The sequence below is a fragment of the Neorhizobium sp. BT27B genome (assembly GCF_050455485.1).
Classification (GTDB): Bacteria; Pseudomonadota; Alphaproteobacteria; order Rhizobiales; family Rhizobiaceae; genus Neorhizobium.
In genome coordinates, this window is record NZ_JBCIYT010000008.1 from 245,062 (window position 1) to 261,016 (window position 15,955).

The window sequence follows — 15,955 nt, forward strand, 5'->3', positions numbered from 1 at the left end:
GCATTGCCAGCATGCCTCCCGCCTCCGATCAGCTTGCGCTTGAGGTCAAGGGACTGTCGGTGGAGTTTCCCACGCGAAAGGGTGTTCTCACCGCGCTTTCGGATGTGTCGCTGACGATCCGTCGTGGCGAAATTCTCGGCGTGGTCGGTGAATCGGGTGCCGGCAAATCGATGACGGGCATGGCGGTTCTCGGCCTGTTGGAACCGCCCGGCCGGGTGGCTGGCGGCGAAATCCGCATCGGCGGCAAACGCACCGACAATCTGGGTGAAACCGAGATGGCCTCGATCCGAGGTCGTATGGTTGGGGCCATTTTCCAGGATCCGCTGACCTCGCTCAATCCGCTGTTTTCCATCGGCCAACAGCTCACCGAAACGATCCGGCTGCATGCGGGTGGAAGCAAGGTCGAGGCACGGGCGCAGGCCGTCGCATTGCTGAAACAGGTTGGAATTCCAGGTGCCGACGAGCGGATAGACCATTATCCGCATCAGTTTTCCGGTGGCATGCGTCAGCGTGTCGTTATCGCGCTCGCCCTTGCCGGCAATCCGCAACTGATCATCGCCGACGAACCGACGACGGCGCTGGACGTCTCGATCCAGGCGCAGATCACCTCACTGTTGCGCCGCCTTTGCCGCGAAAACGGCACGGGCGTCATGCTGGTCACGCATGACATGGTGTGATTGCCGAAACCGCAGACCGCGTCGCCGTCATGTATGCCGGCCGCGTCATCGAGATCGGCCCCGTTGAAGACGTGCTGAGCCGGCCAAAACATCCCTATACGCGCGGCCTGATGGGATCGATACCGGCGCTTGGCGCGCGTGTCGAACGGCTTGCCCAGATCGATGGCGCGATGCCGCGCCTTAACGCCATCCCGACCGGCTGCGCCTTCAATCCGCGCTGTATCGAGGCAGGCAGCCGATGCCGTGAGGTTCGCCCGATCATGGTTGCGCAAGGAAAGGGCAGCGTCGCGTGCCTGGTTCATGATGGAGGTGTGCAATGAGAAGCGCCAGAAACGTCCTGGAAATCGATCAGCTCTCCCGCGTCTTCGATGTCTCGGCACCCTGGCTGAGCCGGGTGATCGACCGCAAGCCGAAACGTTATCTGCATGCCGTACAAGACATCACCTTCGTGGTCGAAAAGGGCAAATGCCTGGCGCTGGTCGGTGAATCCGGTTGCGGCAAGTCCACCGTGGCGCGGCTTGTCACCGGGCTTTACGCACCGAGCGAAGGCGCCATCCTGTTTGCGCCGGCCGACAAGGGCAGGGGCCGCGGCAAGCCGATGGAAGCGCAGATGATCTTTCAGGATCCATATGCCAGTCTCAATCCGCGCTGGCGGGTCGGCGACATTATCGCTGAACCGATCCGTGAATTCGGCCTGCGCAGCGGAACCGAAGCGATCGAGGCGCGTGTTGCCGAACTGCTGCGCACCGTCGGCCTGTCGCCGGATGATGCCAGCCGTTATCCGCATGCATTTTCCGGCGGCCAGCGACAGCGCATCTCGATTGCCCGGGCACTGGCCAGCGAGCCGGAATTTCTCGTCTGCGACGAACCCACCTCGGCGCTCGACGTTTCGGTGCAGGCGCAGATCCTCAACCTCATGCGCAGGCTGCAGGATGAGCTTGGGCTGACCTACCTTTTCATCAGCCATAACCTTGCCGTCGTACGGCACATGGCCGATCGCATCGCGGTCATGTATCTCGGCCGGATCGTCGAGGAGGCCGATACAGAAGCGCTGTTTGCCGATCCGCAACATCCCTATACGCGGCTGCTGCTTCAGACGATCCCGGATGTCGCAGCCCCCAATCGCGACCGCGAACTGATGGGCGGGGAACCGCCCAGCCCGCTCGATCCGCCGGCGGGCTGCGCCTTTCATCCGCGCTGTCCTGTAGCCACCGGACTGTGCCGGCAAACCGCTCCGCAGGTTCTGGCTCGCAAGGGCGGCGGCACCGTTGCCTGCCATCACCCGGCCGCCATCTGAACCCGACTGACAGAAAAGACTTTGAGGACATTTCCGATCATGACGTCGACTATTTTCACGAATGCCAAACTTGCTGACGGGCTTTTGCGCGACATCCATGTCGAGAACGGCCGGATAACTGCCATCGTGCCCGTTTCGTCGGTGCCGGCATCCGGCTCCGTCATCGATATCGCCGGCGACCTTGTCGTTCCCGGTTTCGTTGAAGGACATATCCATCTGGATACGAGTTTCTACGGCGGAAAATGGGTGCCGCATCGTCCCTGCACCGATGGTTTCGACGTGCATGAGCGGGTCGCCTTTCAGGCCGGCAACATGGCCAAAGCCGAGCCGATGATGGAGCGCGCCGTCAAACAGCTCGAACTATGCGTCTCGCACGGTACCCTGCAGATGCGCAGCCACGTTATGGTGGATGGTTCGGTCGGCCTGAAATCTCTGGAAACGATCCTCGCCGTGAGGGAGAAATACAAGGATATCATCGATATCCAGCTTGTCGCGTTTCCCCAGAGCGGCATCCTGAAAAGCCCCGGCACAGCCGAACTGCTGGACGAAGCGATCGGTCTCGGCGCCGACCTGATCGGCGGGCTGGATCCGGCCAGTTTCGACCGTGACGTCAGCGCCCATCTCGACGTCGTCTTCGATATCGCCGAAAGATGCGGCGTCGACGTCGATATCCATCTTCACGAAGGCGGCAGCATGGGGGCATTCACCATCGAGGAAATCTGCGCGCGCACGCACGCGCTTGGCATGCAGGGGCATGTGTCTATCAGCCATGCCTATGGTCTCGGCGATCTGGCCCCGGATGCGGCCCGCAGAATTGCAGCAAAAATCGCCGGCAACGGCATCTCGATCATGACCAATGCGCCAGGTCATCATAGTTTTCCGCCTGTCGCGCTGCTGCGCGACGAAGGCGTCAATGTCTTCAGCGGCAGCGATAACATTCGCGATTCCTGGTGGCCCTATGGCGATGGCGATATGCTGCGCCGGGCTGAAATCATCGGTTATCGCTCGGGATTCTTCACCGATACAGAACTTCAAATGGCATTCGACATCGTCACGGCCGCGGGGGCAAAGGCACTCAGACTTGAGGGCTATGGCATCGAGGTCGGTGCGAAAGCGGATTTCGTGGCGATTGCCGCCGAGCATATTGCCGAGGCCGTGGTCGGGTTTCCCGGGAATCGCAAGGTTTTCAAGGGAGGCAGGCTGGTTGCCGAGAACGGCAAAACAAAAACGCCTCGCGCCTGAAAAGGATCGCAACGCCTCGGGAACGTCGGCCATCTTGCTAAGCTCTGAGATAGATGAAATTTGCGAAAACACGGGTGTGATGCGCGCCCGGAAAGCCATAGATCGTTGACGCAATTCAGATTGAAAATAATAGGTTTCGTTGACCGTTCTCAACGGGGCGAAGGTTCAGATGTCATCAAGACCATAAAAGGAGGTCCCCGTTCCTCCCCGCAGCACGACTTGAAGAGTGATGTCATTTTGCTTATATTGATATCGCGGCGAGACGATAGATAGGATAACGTCCATGGCAGCGGTCACCATTCGAAACATCTCTGATGAAACGCATCGAGCGTTACGCGCAAGAGCAGCTCACCACGGCCGTAGCACCGAAGCCGAAATTCGTCACATCCTTGAAGCTGCGGTTCGTCCATCTGGACGCGTGAAACTCGGATCACTGCTCGCGGCCATCGGACGTGATGCCGAATTATCAAACAGTGACGTTGAAGCTCTACACCGCCAGCGCGACAGGACCCCGGTAGAACCGATGACTTTCGAATGATCTTGCTCGACACTAATGTAATATCTGAGCCTTGGAAGCCGGCTCCTGACACTGCCGTGCTGACTTGGCTGGATGCACAGGCAATCGAGACGCTGTTCATTTCCGCGATTTCTATTGCAGAACTTCGTTTCGGGATTGCCTCAATGCCTGTGGGGAAGCGCCAGACCATTCTTCATGATCGCCTTGAAAGTGAAGTTCTCCCGCTCTTTGATGGGCGTATTCTGCCCTTTAATGTCGTTACCTCGCAGTTTTACGCAGCGTTGATGGCCGACGGCCGAAAAGCCGGAAAGGCGATCGCGCAGGCTGATGGATACATCGCTGCTACGGCAGCAGAAAACCATCTCGCGGTCGCAACGCGAGATGCAAACCCGTTCAAGGCCGCCGGATTGAGAGTTATTAATCCTTGGGTCGCCTGAAGCGGCTTGAATTGTGGGGCTCCGGTTCGAATCCCTTCAAGAGCTTAAAAACAGGGCTATCGCTGGCCGTCCTGCGAAACATATTCGGACATGACCTGACCAAGCCGTTCCAGATCCTGTTTGACGACAGTGAAATTTTTAGTTTTGTCCCGCGTTGCTTCATCCATGTAGAGTTTTCTGTTGAGCTCAATCTGGATGGAGTGACGCGCTTTGCCCGGCAAGGAATACGCGGACACGAGTTCCGCCCCTCGAAATGGAATGTTGAGCGAAACCGTGTAACCGAACCCGCGTAAAGTCTCGATAACTAGGTTTACGAAGTCCGGCTCGCATGCCTGCCCGTCATAGTCTCCTATAACGATATCCTTGCGGACTGTACCAGCCGGGTCCGGTGAAAGGGCATGGCCAACCGCCGGCATCGAGTGGCAGTTGATGTGATATACCTTACCGTGGGCTGCATGAGTCTGGTCAAGCAAACTGACGAGCGTGTCATGATAGGGGCGCCAATAGGTGTCGATCCGGTCTGCCATCTCGGAAACGGTCAATTTGCGCGCATACATCGGAGTGTCACCCCAGGCGTAACGCCACACAAGACCCATGCCGCGGCGTGCCGATGCGCTGTCGCGGACGGGATGCGGCCAATGACCTTCGATCATCTCCAGGTCGATATCCATCACCGAACGGTTGAGATCGAGGAAGCTGCGGGGAAAATAGGCGATGAGAAAGGGAGCGCCGATCGAAGGCGCAAAGTCGAACAGTTCGTCCACATGGGTATCCGATGCCACGCGCACGAGTTCATCGGAAACGGCCCGTTCGAAGGGTGGAATGACAAGCCCGCTATGCGGACTATCGAATACCATAGGAATGGACGGCACTGTCGGCGGCATGGCGCGTAAAATACCGTCCATGTCGATGGGCAGGAATACCGGATCAGGCACGTCGATCTCCTTCACGCCGTCGCGGCATAGGCTGCGGGATAGGTGATGTCGGGCATGCCGACAAAAGCCTGCCCTCGGCGTGCGACCATGCCGGGCGCAGCAAAGGGGCGAGGATAGACCACGCCTGCGGCCGGCCGTATTTCGGCGATTGCAGCAAGAGCCTCGATCTGATCCGGCTGCATATCGACATTCACGACGATATGCGGGTGCGGACCGGTAGTCATGCGGGGGGTGTTCATTGCCTCTTCTATATCGAGGCCGGCATGCAGGATCATACCGGTCAATTGGGCAAGAGACGGAACGATCTGGTTGCCGCCGGCTGCGCCATAGGCAGCGAATGGACCATTTCCATCCGTTACGACGACTGGGCACATATTGCTCGGGGCATAGGCATTCGGCGTCAGCGAATTGGCGCGACCGGGTGTCGGATCGAACCAAGACATGCCGTTGTTGAGCAATATCCCCGTTGCAGGTGACAGAGCGCAGGCACCGAAACGATTGAGGAGCGTGAAGGTGATCGCCACCATCCGCCCTTCGGAATCGACGGCGTTGACCTGTGTCGTGCTGGATTTCGCATTGGTTTCGGAAGGATTGAGCCGCCTCCTGTGCGCGCTGAAACTTTCCCAGAGCGCTTGCGCCATGGCGGTGAAGAAGCCGGCATCCACCGGGCCGCTGCCACGCGCTTGGTCGAAATGCTGCAGGGCGTCGAGCAACCGTTGCCCGCCGCTTGTGCCTCCGGCAACGTGCACGGTTTTTCCCTGCAATGCCAGCGTTCGCGAAGGGTAGGAGAGCGGGCGGTAATTCGCCAAATCATCGAGGGTGATCGGGCTGCCGCCGGCCTGAAGGTCGGCAACCAGATTTTCGCCGATCGCTCCACCATAAAGGCTGTCAGGTCCTTCGGCTGCCAGTTGTGAAAGCGTTTTTGCCAGACGATCGAGCGGTAGTGTTGCGCCCGGTTCGGGGGCGCGCCCGCCGGGCAGAAAAACGGATGTGCATCCCGGATCGCGGGCAAGCTCACCTTCGGCAATAGCGATTGCCAGCGTGGTATGCCAGTCGACGGCGATGCCCTTGCGGGCCTGATCGATTGCTGGCTGGAGGGCTCGATCGAAGCCGATCGTTCCGAAGCGCTGCAGGGCTTCTGCAAAACCGCGCACGCAACCGGGCACGACGGCTGCCGTAAAACCGCGGACATTGCGATTGTTGACCGAAGCCGGGTGGCCAATGAAGGTTTTTATGGATGGATCAGGTCGATAGAAATCCGCATCGAAGGATGACGGCACACGGCCGGTGAATTCGATGACTTCAACGGCGCCATCCGGTTGCGCAACAAGCATGTAGCCCGATGCGGCTAGGCTGGTCATCCACGGCTCGACAGTTTGCAATGTGAACGCTGCCGTTACCGCCGCATCAACAGCGTTGCCGCCGGCGGACAGGATCGCGGCGCCGGCCTCCGCTGCGACATAATGCTGTGAGGTGACCACACCGCGACCGCTTACCCCGGCGGCTTTGCGGGAAGATCCGCGCTCCACGCGAAGATGGTCATATTGCGGGTTTACCATCTCACGCCTCCAGAGCCGCATTGACAAGGCGGCTTGCGCCGGAAAGATCACCAAGCTTTTCTCCGGCCGCGATCTTGCCCTTGTTGCGGCCGGCACGCGCCTGGCGGGCTGTCGCTTCTTCCAGAACCTCGGCAGCCTCATCGATGGGTATAACGAGAATGCCGCTGGCATCGGCGATCACGATGTCACCTGGCATGACCGGAACGTTGCCGCAGGAAATCGGCAGGTTCATCGCACCGCCAAGATTGTTGAGCCGGGTGGTTATGCCGGAAACGCCGCGGCTCCAGAGCGGCATGTCGAGTTCGGCAATTTCCTCCACATCGGTGCAAGGACCATCGATCACGACACCGATCGCGCCTGCCGTCTTGATTGCAAAGGCGACCCCGCCGCCGATGCAGGCATGCCGGTCATCGCCGAGCCTGTCGACGAACAGGAAATCACCTGGCCGCAAGGAGCCGACAGCGTGGTGCAGCAGTGTCGAGTCCGTGCCGGGAATGGCGACGGTCGCAGCGGTGCCGACGATTGTTTCGGTCGGTTCGACCACCGGTGCGATCGAATGATGCACAAAGCCACGGTGGCGGAAATGGCCGATGGTCGCAACTTCGACCTTGGTGAAACCTTCGATCAGGGCGATGTCGACCTGCTTGGGCACAGGGCCGATATGGTATTTTTTCATGGTGCGTCCTCGCGAATATCGTCCAGGGCCGTTGCGGCCTCGGCATGGTGCCGCCAGCTTTTGCCCGGCACCGCTGCCAGCAGTTCCTTGGTGTAGTTTTCCTTCGGCGCACCGAAGAGAGTGGCCGGGTCGCCGCGCTCCACGATCCTGCCGCCTTTCATGACGGCGATGTTGTCGCAGATCTGGCTGGCGACACGCAGGTCGTGGGTGATGAAGAGAATGCCGAAACCGAGTCTGGCCTGCATGTCGGCCAGCAGTTTCAGCACCTGCGCCTGAACGGAAACATCGAGCGCGGACACGCTCTCGTCGGCGATCAGCAATTCAGGCTCAACGGCAAGCGCTCTTGCGATGCAGATGCGCTGTCGCTGGCCGCCCGAGAATTCGTGGGGGAAGCGGTCGCCGGCCGAACGGTCAAGGCCGCAAGCCTCCAGAAGGTCGAGTGCGCGCGCCATGGAGGCCTTCTTGCCGAGGCCGTGGATCATCGGGCCCTCGGCAATCGCATCGCCGATCTTCTGGCGCGGGTCGAGCGCGGTATATGGGTCCTGGAAGACGATCTGCACCTTGCGTCGGGCTTCACGCAATGCCTTGCCCGACAGACTGGAAAAGTCGCCGCCTGAAATGGTGATGTCGCCGCTTTCGGGCTGAACCAGACGGATGACGCATTGCGCCAGTGTCGATTTGCCGGAGCCGGATTCTCCAACAAGCCCGAGTGTTTCGCCGCGTCGGATCGTGAGGTCGATATTGTCGACTGCCTTCACCGTGCGTGTGCCACCGAGGCCGCCGGCACGCGTGAAGGTCTTGACGATATTGCGCGCCAGAAGAACCGGATTGCCGAGACCCTGACGTTCCTGTCTTCTCGCAAGGGTGGGAACGGCCGCCAGCAGACTGCGTGTATAATCCTCCCTGGGGTGATTGAGGATCTCGTCACGCGGGCCGATTTCGATAAGCTTGCCCATTTTCATGACAGCGACGCGGTCGGCGATCTCCGCCACCACGCCGAAATCGTGGGTGATGAAGATGATGCCGGTGTCGTGCTTTGCCCGCAGGTCCAGCATCAGCTTGAGGATCTGCGCCTGTGTGGTGACATCAAGCGCCGTCGTCGGCTCGTCCGCGATCAGCACCGACGGGTCAAGCGCCAACGCTGTTGCGATCATCACACGCTGGCACTGGCCGCCCGAAAGCTGATGCGGATAGGAGTGATAGATCTGTTCGGGGTCCGGGAGGTTGACCTCACCAAACAGTTCGATGACCTTGCGGCGAATGTCTGATCGAGGCAGGTCGGTATGAATGCGAAACGTCTCGGCAACCTGCTCGCCTACCCGAAAAATCGGGTTGAGCGCTGCCATGGGTTCCTGGAAGATCATGGCTATCCGCCGCCCGGTAATGCTTCGTCGGGTCGCGTGATCAATCGTCAGTAGGTCTTGTCCCTCGAACATCACCCGCCCTTGGGGCTTGCCGAGATTGCTCGGCAAAAGCCCCATCGTAGCGAGTGCCGTCAGTGATTTGCCCGAGCCGGACTCCCCGACAATGCAGAGGATCTCACCCTTGGCGACACTGAGTGACAGTCCCTCGACAGCAAATGTCCTGTCGGCGCCAGTGGGCAGTTGCACATCGAGATTTTCGATCGATAATCGTTCGTTGCTCATCATGTGTCCTTGTCCGCCGGAAAAAGGGTGGGCGCCCGCATGTCGCACCTGCGCATATGCTCGACGAAGCGGCTGCAGAACCCGACGAGATGATCGACCATGCGCTTTCCGTTCTCGGCACTGGCGAGAAGCGGATCTCCGCCCAGCATGCCATCGGCGTTCACCTCGTGGCAGTTCAAAGGAACGTTGACCCCCATTCCTTCGAAGCGGATGTTGTTGACGCCGCCGGTCGGCAGGCCGAACGCTTCCGAACGGGCCGAGGGACGCGCCAGGTCCATCCGCATCAAGTCGGGGAAGAGATGCAGGTAGATCGAGGTCAGCGGTTCGCCCCCATGGCCGCGTGCGGTCGCCACCAGATCGCCGTGCAGTTCCTTCCACAAAGGGTCTGGGATGGATTGCCAGAGGTTTATCAGCGGAACGGTGACACCACGCTCGGCCCGGATACGTCGCAGTGTCTGGTCGAAAAGGGGCGTATTGCTGGTATGCCCGTTGAGCACGAGGATGTGCTCGATGCCGTGTTCCAGAAAGGCGACGACCACATCTTCCACAACCGCGGCAAATGTCGACGGTCGCAACTGGATGCCGCCGGGAATGGTGCGAAAGAAATCGCCCCAGCCAAATGGGATGGTGGGTGCGACAATGGCGCCGGAAGCTTCGGCCACTTTCGCAGCGACGGCTTCCGTCAGCATGTAGTCGCCCATCGGGGCGTGTGGACCCTGTTCTTCCTGGCTGCCGAAAGGCAGAAGAATGACGGGTTTTTCAGGCAGACGTTCGCGGAACTCCGCGAACGTCATGTCCTTCAATGCGTGTTTTTGATGTGTTGGCATCAGACGAACTTGAAGTAATCGCCGTAGAAGCGCATCTCGCCATTCGGCTTGTATTTGAAATCGATGCCGGCGCGATGGGCGCAGTTGTAGACGCTCTTCCAGAGATAGAAGCCAGGTGTGATCCGCTGCCATTCCTCCGAGAGGGCGAGATAGGCCTTCTTGCGTTCCTCGAAATCAAGCGTCGCATCGAACTTCTTGCCAAGTTCGACGAATTCCGGCGATGGATCCCACGTCTTCCAGGTGGCTGTCGAGCGCGAGGCGGTTGGGCCCCAGTCCAGCCACAGCGGCTGATAGGGATCGCCGGGAATGAAGTCGGAGCTCATGGACATGTTCATGAGGTGGTACGGACGCCGGTAGACGAGTTCGAAATTGTCGAGCACGACGGCATCGACATTGATCCCGACTTCGCGCCACTGCTCGACCATGATCTCGGCGGCTGCTTCGTAATTGGGGTAGAACTGCCGGGTAATGTGCCAGCGCAGCCGTTCACCCTTGTATTTGGTTTTCGCAACCAGCGCCTTGGCCGCTTCCGGATCATAGGGCAGCTTGACCGGCAGGTTCGGATCGTAGAACTGCCCATATTCCTTAAAGTTGAACGGAACTGCGGGATGTTCCGTCGCGCCGTTGAACAAGGCCTGGACAATGGTGTTCATATCCAGAGCCTGCACCATGGCGTAACGCAGGTTGGGGTCGACCAGCGGATTGTCCTCGGGGTCAGGCCGTGTGTTGAAGGCCAGGGCCGGGTAGTTGTCGGCGAGAACCCGCTTCAGGGTAACATCCTGATAGCCTTCGAGACTGGCTTCCTGATCTGTCGGTATGTTGACGATGAAGTCGAATTCCTTGGAAACGAGGCCGGCCATCCGGGCTGCGAATTCTGGCACGATCTTCCACGAGATCTGCTTGACCGGCGGCGGGCCACCCCAGTAGTCGTCAAACGCTTCCAGCACCATGATCTCACCGGAGCGGAAGGTCGTGACCTTGTAGGGGCCGGTGCCGATCGGCTTTTGCCCGAAAGCGTCAACGCCGACTTCCATGTAGTATTTTTTGGGCACGACGAAGCCGATATAGCCGGTAAGCTTTCGCGGCAGGCTCGGATCGGGCCGCTCGGTCTCGACTTCGAACGTATATTTTCCGGTCGCTTCAACGCGCTTGAAGCCGGCAGTGAAAGTCTTGCCGCGCGGTTCGAATGGTTTCGGTCCCCATAAGCGCTCTGGCGACAGGGTGAAGACGGCATCTTCGGATGTCATTTCCGTGCCGTCATGGAATTTCACGCCTTCGCGCAGAGTGAATGTCCAGACATTGCCGTTCTGCTCCCATTTGGTGGCGAGCTTGGGCGCGAAGATGAGGCCGTTTTCATCGTTGATGTAATCGCGGTCGACGAGATTGTCATAGAAGTTCGGGAAGATGCGGCGCGATGTGGTCGAGATGCCGTTGATCGTGGCCATGTTGGCCCAGAGATTGTCGACGGCGATCGTCAAGGAAGGGCGATCTTGCGCCGAGGCTGTTATCGGCAGGCTTCCAACCATGGAAAGGGCGCCGGCCCCCAATATCAGATTTCCAACTTCACGCCTTGTAAACATCGTCCCAAACCTTCCCTACGTTGATTTTCAAGCGAAATTTAAGTTGTCCGTATTCAAGTGGTCCTTTCACGCAGCATCGGGTCGAGACGATCGCGCAGCCAGTCGCCGACAATGCTCATCGACAGCGTGACGAGAAAGATGACGGCGCCCGGCCAGACGGAGATCCACCATGCGGTCGACAGATAATCGCGGCCGTCGCCGAGGATCTGGCCAAGGCTGGTCTGCGGCGCCTGAATGCCAAGCCCGAGGAAGCTGAGCGATGTTTCCAGCAAAATAATTTGCGGAAAGGTCAGAGTGACCTGAACGATCAGGGCGCTGGCGATGTTGGGCAGAATGTGCCGGATATAGAGACGTCCATTGCCGGCGCCGAGCGCGACAATGGCTTTCGCATAAGGCTGGTTGACCGCCGACAGGACAACACCGCGTGACAGACGCGCATATTTCTCCCAGCCGAATAGGCCCATCAGCAAAACGAAAAGCGTCATGCTGTTGCCGAAGAAGGCGAGCAGGGTGAGGGTGATGAGGATAAACGGCAGCGATGCCTGAAAATCCACCAGCATCATCAGCGCTTCATCCACCCAGCCACGGAAATGTGCAGCCATGAAGCCGACAAGCGACCCAAGTACGGCCCCGATGATCGTTCCGGCAATGGCCACAGACAGTGACATCTGCAGCCCGGCAATGAGGCGGGCAACCATATCGCGGCCGATACGGTCCGTACCCAGCGGAAAATTCGGATTGCTGCCGGTCATGAATGCCGGCGGCTTCAGACGTGCGAGCAGGTTCTGTTGCGAGGCGCCATGAGGAGTGAATATGTTGCCGACGATCGCGACGAAGAAGGCAAAAAACAGAACGGCCAATGCAAAGACGAGAATTGGGGAGGTACGTTTCATCGTTCTTCCTCAGTTCTTCACACGGATACGCGGATCAAGCAGACCGTACATCAGGTCGACAAGCAGGTTCGCCAGAACCATCGTGATTGCCATCACCAGAACAAGGCCCTGAACAACCGCCAGATCGCGTGACGATACTGCAGTCACCAGAAGCCGGCCTATGCCCGGCCAGGCAAACACGGTTTCGACAACGATGGCGCCGCCGATCAACTCACCCAGATTAAGGCCGATAATCGTCACCAGCGGAATGCTGGCATTGGGGAGGGCGTGCAGGATGATACGCTTCCAATATCCGACCCCTTTTGCTGCCGCAGCACGGATATAGAGCTTGTCGAGCACCTCAAGCATGGCCGATCGCGTGAACCGGGCAAGCGTGCCTGCCGTGAACGTGGCAAGGGTGAGTGCCGGCATGACCAGATGCCAGATCGTGCCCGTTCCAGAACTCGGCAACCATTGTAGCGACAGCGAAAACAGCAGGATCAACAGAATGCCGAGAAAGAAGTTCGGCAAGGCAAAACCGAAGACGGCCGTCGCCATGATCAGGTTGTCGAATGTGGATCCGCGCTTGATCGCCGCGATGATACCGGCTGGAATGCCGATCAGAATTGCGCCAATATAGGCAAACACCCCCAGCATCAGCGTCCAGGGTATGCGTTCGGCGATAATATCGAACACCTCCCGGCCGTCGCGATAGGAAATGCCGAACTGGCCGGTTGCCATCTGCATGATGTAACGGAAATACTGGATCCATAGGGGATCGTCGAGGCGCCAGAGGGCGCGGAACTGTTCGACTTCTTCGGTCGTCGCGTCAGCGCCGACAAGGGCGATAACGGGATCGCCGGATGTCCTGAGCACAACGAATGTGAATGTTACGACGAACCAGAGGGTAAGCACGGTTCGAAGAATCCTGAGCAACCAGAAACGCGTCATGCACGCTCCGTTCTTGGGGCATTAACGCCCTGCTGTTCCACCATTAATGTCGTTTTTTTTTAAAACTAATCACGAGAATAAGTTATTATCTATTACAAAATGACGTTGGCATTGATATGTTTTCGATATGAAATATGGCATTGAGCTGCGTCACCTTCATTACTTCGTCTGCGTGGCGGAGGAGCTTCACTTCAGCCGTGCGGCTGACAGGCTCGGCATGGCCCAGGCGCCTCTCAGTCAGCAGATTCGCCTGCTGGAAGAACGGCTTGGCACCAAGCTCTTCCGCAGGACAACCCGCCGTGTCGAGCTCACCCCGGCCGGAGAAATTTTCCTTCGTCATTCGCAGGAGATGTTAGGCGGGCTGGACCGTGCCGTAACGCACACACGTTCTATTTCCGGAGAGAAAAGCGGAACAATTTCCGTCAGCGGGGTGCATCTGGCGCTATCACATGTGCTGCCGCCGATCATTCGAGATTTCAAGAAGAGTTATCCGGCCGTTACGGTGGATGTGCAGGTTCTCGGGACTGCCCAGCAATTGCAGCTGCTGCAAGCCAACAAGATCCAAATAGCCTTCATCCGCTCGACCAACCCGGCCGGTTTTTTCAAGACGGAGCGTGTTCTACAGGAAGGCTTTGTTGCCGTCGTCCCGATAGATCATCCGCTGGCGAAAAAAGAGAGCCTTCTGATAAAGGACTTCGCCGGTGAACCGATCATAACCTACGCGCCGACAGTCGGGGCGAGCTATTATCATGCGATCATGGATGCGCTTCGTCGTGGTGGCATTCATCCCGTCATCGTGCAGGAAGTCTCGCACACACTGGCAATCAGCACCTTGGTCGCTGCTGGCGTCGGCATCGCTATCGCCCCCTCTTGGCTCGCCTATAATCCAAGCCCGTATCTGGTTTACAAGCCGCTTCCCGAAATACCGCAGGAGGTCGAGCTTCTTGTGGCGTGGCACGCGGAAGAACAATCGCAGGCTGTACTGGATTTTCTGGATTTGGCGCGTGGTTCGAGGCAATGACAAATCCGGTCCGTGCGACACGAAGTAAGGTCACGGTTTTTTGTGAGGCGTAGGTCTGGCCCCGCTCGGATGCGCCGGCTCGGCTACCTTACCCATTGCATGCCGTCGATTTGAATGTCCTGGCCGGTCATGAAGTTCGGTTCGGATGTTGCGAGGAACGTCACGACGCTTGCGACGTCCTGTGGCGTGCCTACTCTCTTCAGCGAAATGCCGGCGGCAAGCTGTTCCTCGCGGGCATTGATCATCGCGTTTGACAGCTCGGTCTTGATGACGCCCGGGCAAACCGCATTGACGACGATCTCCGGCGCCAGTTCCTTGGCCAGAGCCTTGGTCATGCCCAGGATGCCGGCCTTGGCTGCGGTGTAGGAGAATCGGCTGACGGCGCTGGTGACGCCGCCGGTGTGGGCGTTCATCGACGACATGTTGATGATCCGGCCGCCGCCATTGCGGCGCATTACCGGCACGACCGGCTGGATATAGTTGAAGGCGCTCTTGAGGTTGATGTCGATGGTCGTGTCGAATTCCTCCTCCGAGATTTCCTCTATCCCCTTGGGCATCGGGCGGCCGGCATTGTTGAATAGCACGTCTATCCGCCCCCATTGCGCATCGATGTCGGCAACGATCTCGGCCGCACGTCCGTGCTCACGCACATCGGCAATGAACGTCAGCGCGGCACGGCCCAGCGCACGCAGTTCGCCGGCCGTGCGGCCAAGATCGTCCTCGATCAGATCGACAAGGGCGATATCGAAACCGTTTTTTGCCAGATCCAGCGCACAGGCGCGGCCGATGCCACGCCCGCCGCCGGTCACAAGTGCCACTTTGCGCGTCACGTCAGACATCGGCATTGTCCTTGGCGAAACGGGCGATATCGGCATGGGTGCCGAACCAGACATCGTCATGGCTCTTGATGTGCTGGATCAGTTCCTCGAGGATGAAGATGCGCGAGCGGTAACCGGACACATGCGGGTGCATGGTCAGCAGAAACAGGCCGCCTTCCTTGTAGGCGCGGTCGAATTCGCGCTTGAAAATGTCGAGCACGGCAGGCGGCGCCGTATACGGGCGCAGATCGGTAAACCGGTTCATGTTGAAATAAACCGCATCGTCACGGATCCATTCGACGGGTAGCTCGACCATTCCTGTCGGCTTGCCGTCCTCGACAAGCTCGTAAGGGTCGTCATCGGCCATCAGCGATGAATCGTAGAGCAGGCCGAGCTCGCGTTCTATCTCCAGTGTCACGGCCGAAAAATCCCAGGACGGGGTGCGCATGCCGACGGCGCGTACACCGGTGATCTTTTCGAGCGTATCGGCGGCGCGCAGATGCAGTTCGCGCTCCTTCTCCGGCGGAACCCTGGTGTTCACCTCATGGATCCAGCCATGCAGGCCGATCTCGTGGCCTTCAGCGATGACACGTTTCTGTTCGTCCGGATGGAGAAGGGCGGCCACCGCCGGCACGAAGAAGGTGGCCGGAACGTCGGCGGCCTTCAGGGTTTCAAGGATACGCGGCACACCCACGCGGGTGCCGTATTGGCCCCACGACAGGCGCCCGATGGATTCACCGCCGTCGCGCAACTCATTGGTCTCATGGTCGGCATCGAAGGAGAGTGCGACGGCGCAACGGGCACCGTTCTTCCAGGTCTTCGGTTTCAGCGAACGCCCCGCCCGCACCTTTTCGACCTTGCCGCGCCAGGTGGCCTCGTCCCATTCCCACGGTTCCATGT

General features: G+C 59.1%; 15 protein-coding genes and 1 pseudogene. 6 read left to right on the forward strand and 10 right to left on the reverse strand.

Features of this window, described 5'->3' with window-relative positions:
• The first annotated feature begins 11 nt into the window (after window positions 1-11).
• The 5 genes and pseudogenes from AAIH70_RS21770 to AAIH70_RS21790 all read left to right on the forward strand — a co-directional run bounded on the left by AAIH70_RS21770 (window position 12) and on the right by AAIH70_RS21790 (window position 4,170).
• Window positions 12-997: pseudogene (locus AAIH70_RS21770) on the forward strand (ABC transporter ATP-binding protein).
• Window positions 994-1,974 (forward strand): ABC transporter ATP-binding protein, encoded by a 981-nt coding sequence (locus AAIH70_RS21775; RefSeq protein WP_430035591.1) that lies wholly within the window; start codon window positions 994-996, stop codon window positions 1,972-1,974. Before AAIH70_RS21770 ends, AAIH70_RS21775 begins: the two are co-directional and overlap by 4 nt.
• Before the next feature lie 39 nt (window positions 1,975-2,013).
• Window positions 2,014-3,216 carry an amidohydrolase family protein gene (locus AAIH70_RS21780; protein WP_430035593.1) on the forward strand — a complete coding sequence of 401 codons (1,203 nt, stop codon included), beginning with the start codon at window positions 2,014-2,016 and terminating at the stop codon, window positions 3,214-3,216.
• 283 nt (window positions 3,217-3,499) lie between these two features.
• Window positions 3,500-3,754 carry a FitA-like ribbon-helix-helix domain-containing protein gene (locus AAIH70_RS21785; RefSeq protein WP_132277958.1) on the forward strand — a complete coding sequence of 85 codons (255 nt, stop codon included), beginning with the start codon at window positions 3,500-3,502 and terminating at the stop codon, window positions 3,752-3,754.
• Complete coding sequence (locus tag AAIH70_RS21790) at window positions 3,751-4,170, forward strand: type II toxin-antitoxin system VapC family toxin (RefSeq protein WP_430035595.1); 420 nt, start codon at window positions 3,751-3,753, stop codon at window positions 4,168-4,170. Before AAIH70_RS21785 ends, AAIH70_RS21790 begins: the two co-directional genes overlap by 4 nt.
• A 56-nt stretch (window positions 4,171-4,226) precedes the next feature.
• Here the strand turns inward: AAIH70_RS21790 and AAIH70_RS21795 are convergent, their stop codons facing one another.
• The 8 genes from AAIH70_RS21795 to AAIH70_RS21830 all read right to left on the reverse strand — a co-directional run bounded on the left by AAIH70_RS21795 (window position 4,227) and on the right by AAIH70_RS21830 (window position 13,216).
• Window positions 4,227-5,105, reverse strand: coding sequence for an N-formylglutamate amidohydrolase (locus tag AAIH70_RS21795; protein WP_430035597.1), 879 nt, complete (start codon window positions 5,103-5,105; stop codon window positions 4,227-4,229).
• Window positions 5,106-5,116: 11 nt separating this feature from the next.
• Entirely contained in the window at window positions 5,117-6,664 is a 1,548-nt protein-coding gene (locus AAIH70_RS21800; RefSeq protein WP_430035599.1) for a gamma-glutamyltransferase, read from the reverse strand.
• Between the two features lies 1 nt (window position 6,665).
• A complete protein-coding gene (locus AAIH70_RS21805) occupies window positions 6,666-7,340 on the reverse strand; it encodes an RraA family protein (RefSeq protein WP_430035601.1) in 675 nt (224 codons plus the stop codon).
• The gene (locus tag AAIH70_RS21810; RefSeq protein ID WP_430035603.1) at window positions 7,337-8,986 is read right to left on the reverse strand and encodes an ABC transporter ATP-binding protein; all 1,650 of its coding nucleotides are present in this window, start codon (window positions 8,984-8,986) and stop codon (window positions 7,337-7,339) included. Before AAIH70_RS21810 ends, AAIH70_RS21805 begins: the two co-directional genes overlap by 4 nt.
• On the reverse strand, window positions 8,986-9,813 hold the full coding sequence (locus tag AAIH70_RS21815; protein ID WP_430035604.1) for a creatininase family protein: 828 nt from the start codon (window positions 9,811-9,813) through the stop codon (window positions 8,986-8,988). The genes AAIH70_RS21810 and AAIH70_RS21815 overlap by 1 nt, the downstream gene beginning before the upstream one ends.
• Window positions 9,813-11,291: an ABC transporter substrate-binding protein gene (locus AAIH70_RS21820; RefSeq protein WP_430035606.1), complete on the reverse strand. Its 1,479-nt coding sequence runs from the start codon at window positions 11,289-11,291 to the stop codon at window positions 9,813-9,815. The genes AAIH70_RS21815 and AAIH70_RS21820 overlap by 1 nt, the downstream gene beginning before the upstream one ends.
• Window positions 11,292-11,446: 155 nt before the next feature.
• The gene (locus tag AAIH70_RS21825; RefSeq protein ID WP_430035607.1) at window positions 11,447-12,286 is read right to left on the reverse strand and encodes an ABC transporter permease; all 840 of its coding nucleotides are present in this window, start codon (window positions 12,284-12,286) and stop codon (window positions 11,447-11,449) included.
• A 9-nt stretch (window positions 12,287-12,295) separates the two neighbouring features.
• Complete coding sequence (locus tag AAIH70_RS21830) at window positions 12,296-13,216, reverse strand: ABC transporter permease (protein WP_430035609.1); 921 nt, start codon at window positions 13,214-13,216, stop codon at window positions 12,296-12,298.
• A gap of 127 nt (window positions 13,217-13,343) precedes the next feature.
• On the opposite strand from AAIH70_RS21830, the gene AAIH70_RS21835 reads away from it, so the two are divergent.
• The gene (locus AAIH70_RS21835; RefSeq protein WP_430035611.1) at window positions 13,344-14,237 is read left to right on the forward strand and encodes a LysR family transcriptional regulator; all 894 of its coding nucleotides are present in this window, start codon (window positions 13,344-13,346) and stop codon (window positions 14,235-14,237) included.
• A gap of 83 nt (window positions 14,238-14,320) precedes the next feature.
• Here the strand turns inward: AAIH70_RS21835 and AAIH70_RS21840 are convergent, their stop codons facing one another.
• Entirely contained in the window at window positions 14,321-15,076 is a 756-nt protein-coding gene (locus AAIH70_RS21840) for an SDR family NAD(P)-dependent oxidoreductase (protein ID WP_430035613.1), read from the reverse strand.
• A complete protein-coding gene (locus tag AAIH70_RS21845) occupies window positions 15,069-15,953 on the reverse strand; it encodes a polysaccharide deacetylase family protein (RefSeq protein WP_430035615.1) in 885 nt (294 codons plus the stop codon). The genes AAIH70_RS21840 and AAIH70_RS21845 overlap by 8 nt, the downstream gene beginning before the upstream one ends.
• Window positions 15,954-15,955: the final 2 nt, after the last annotated feature.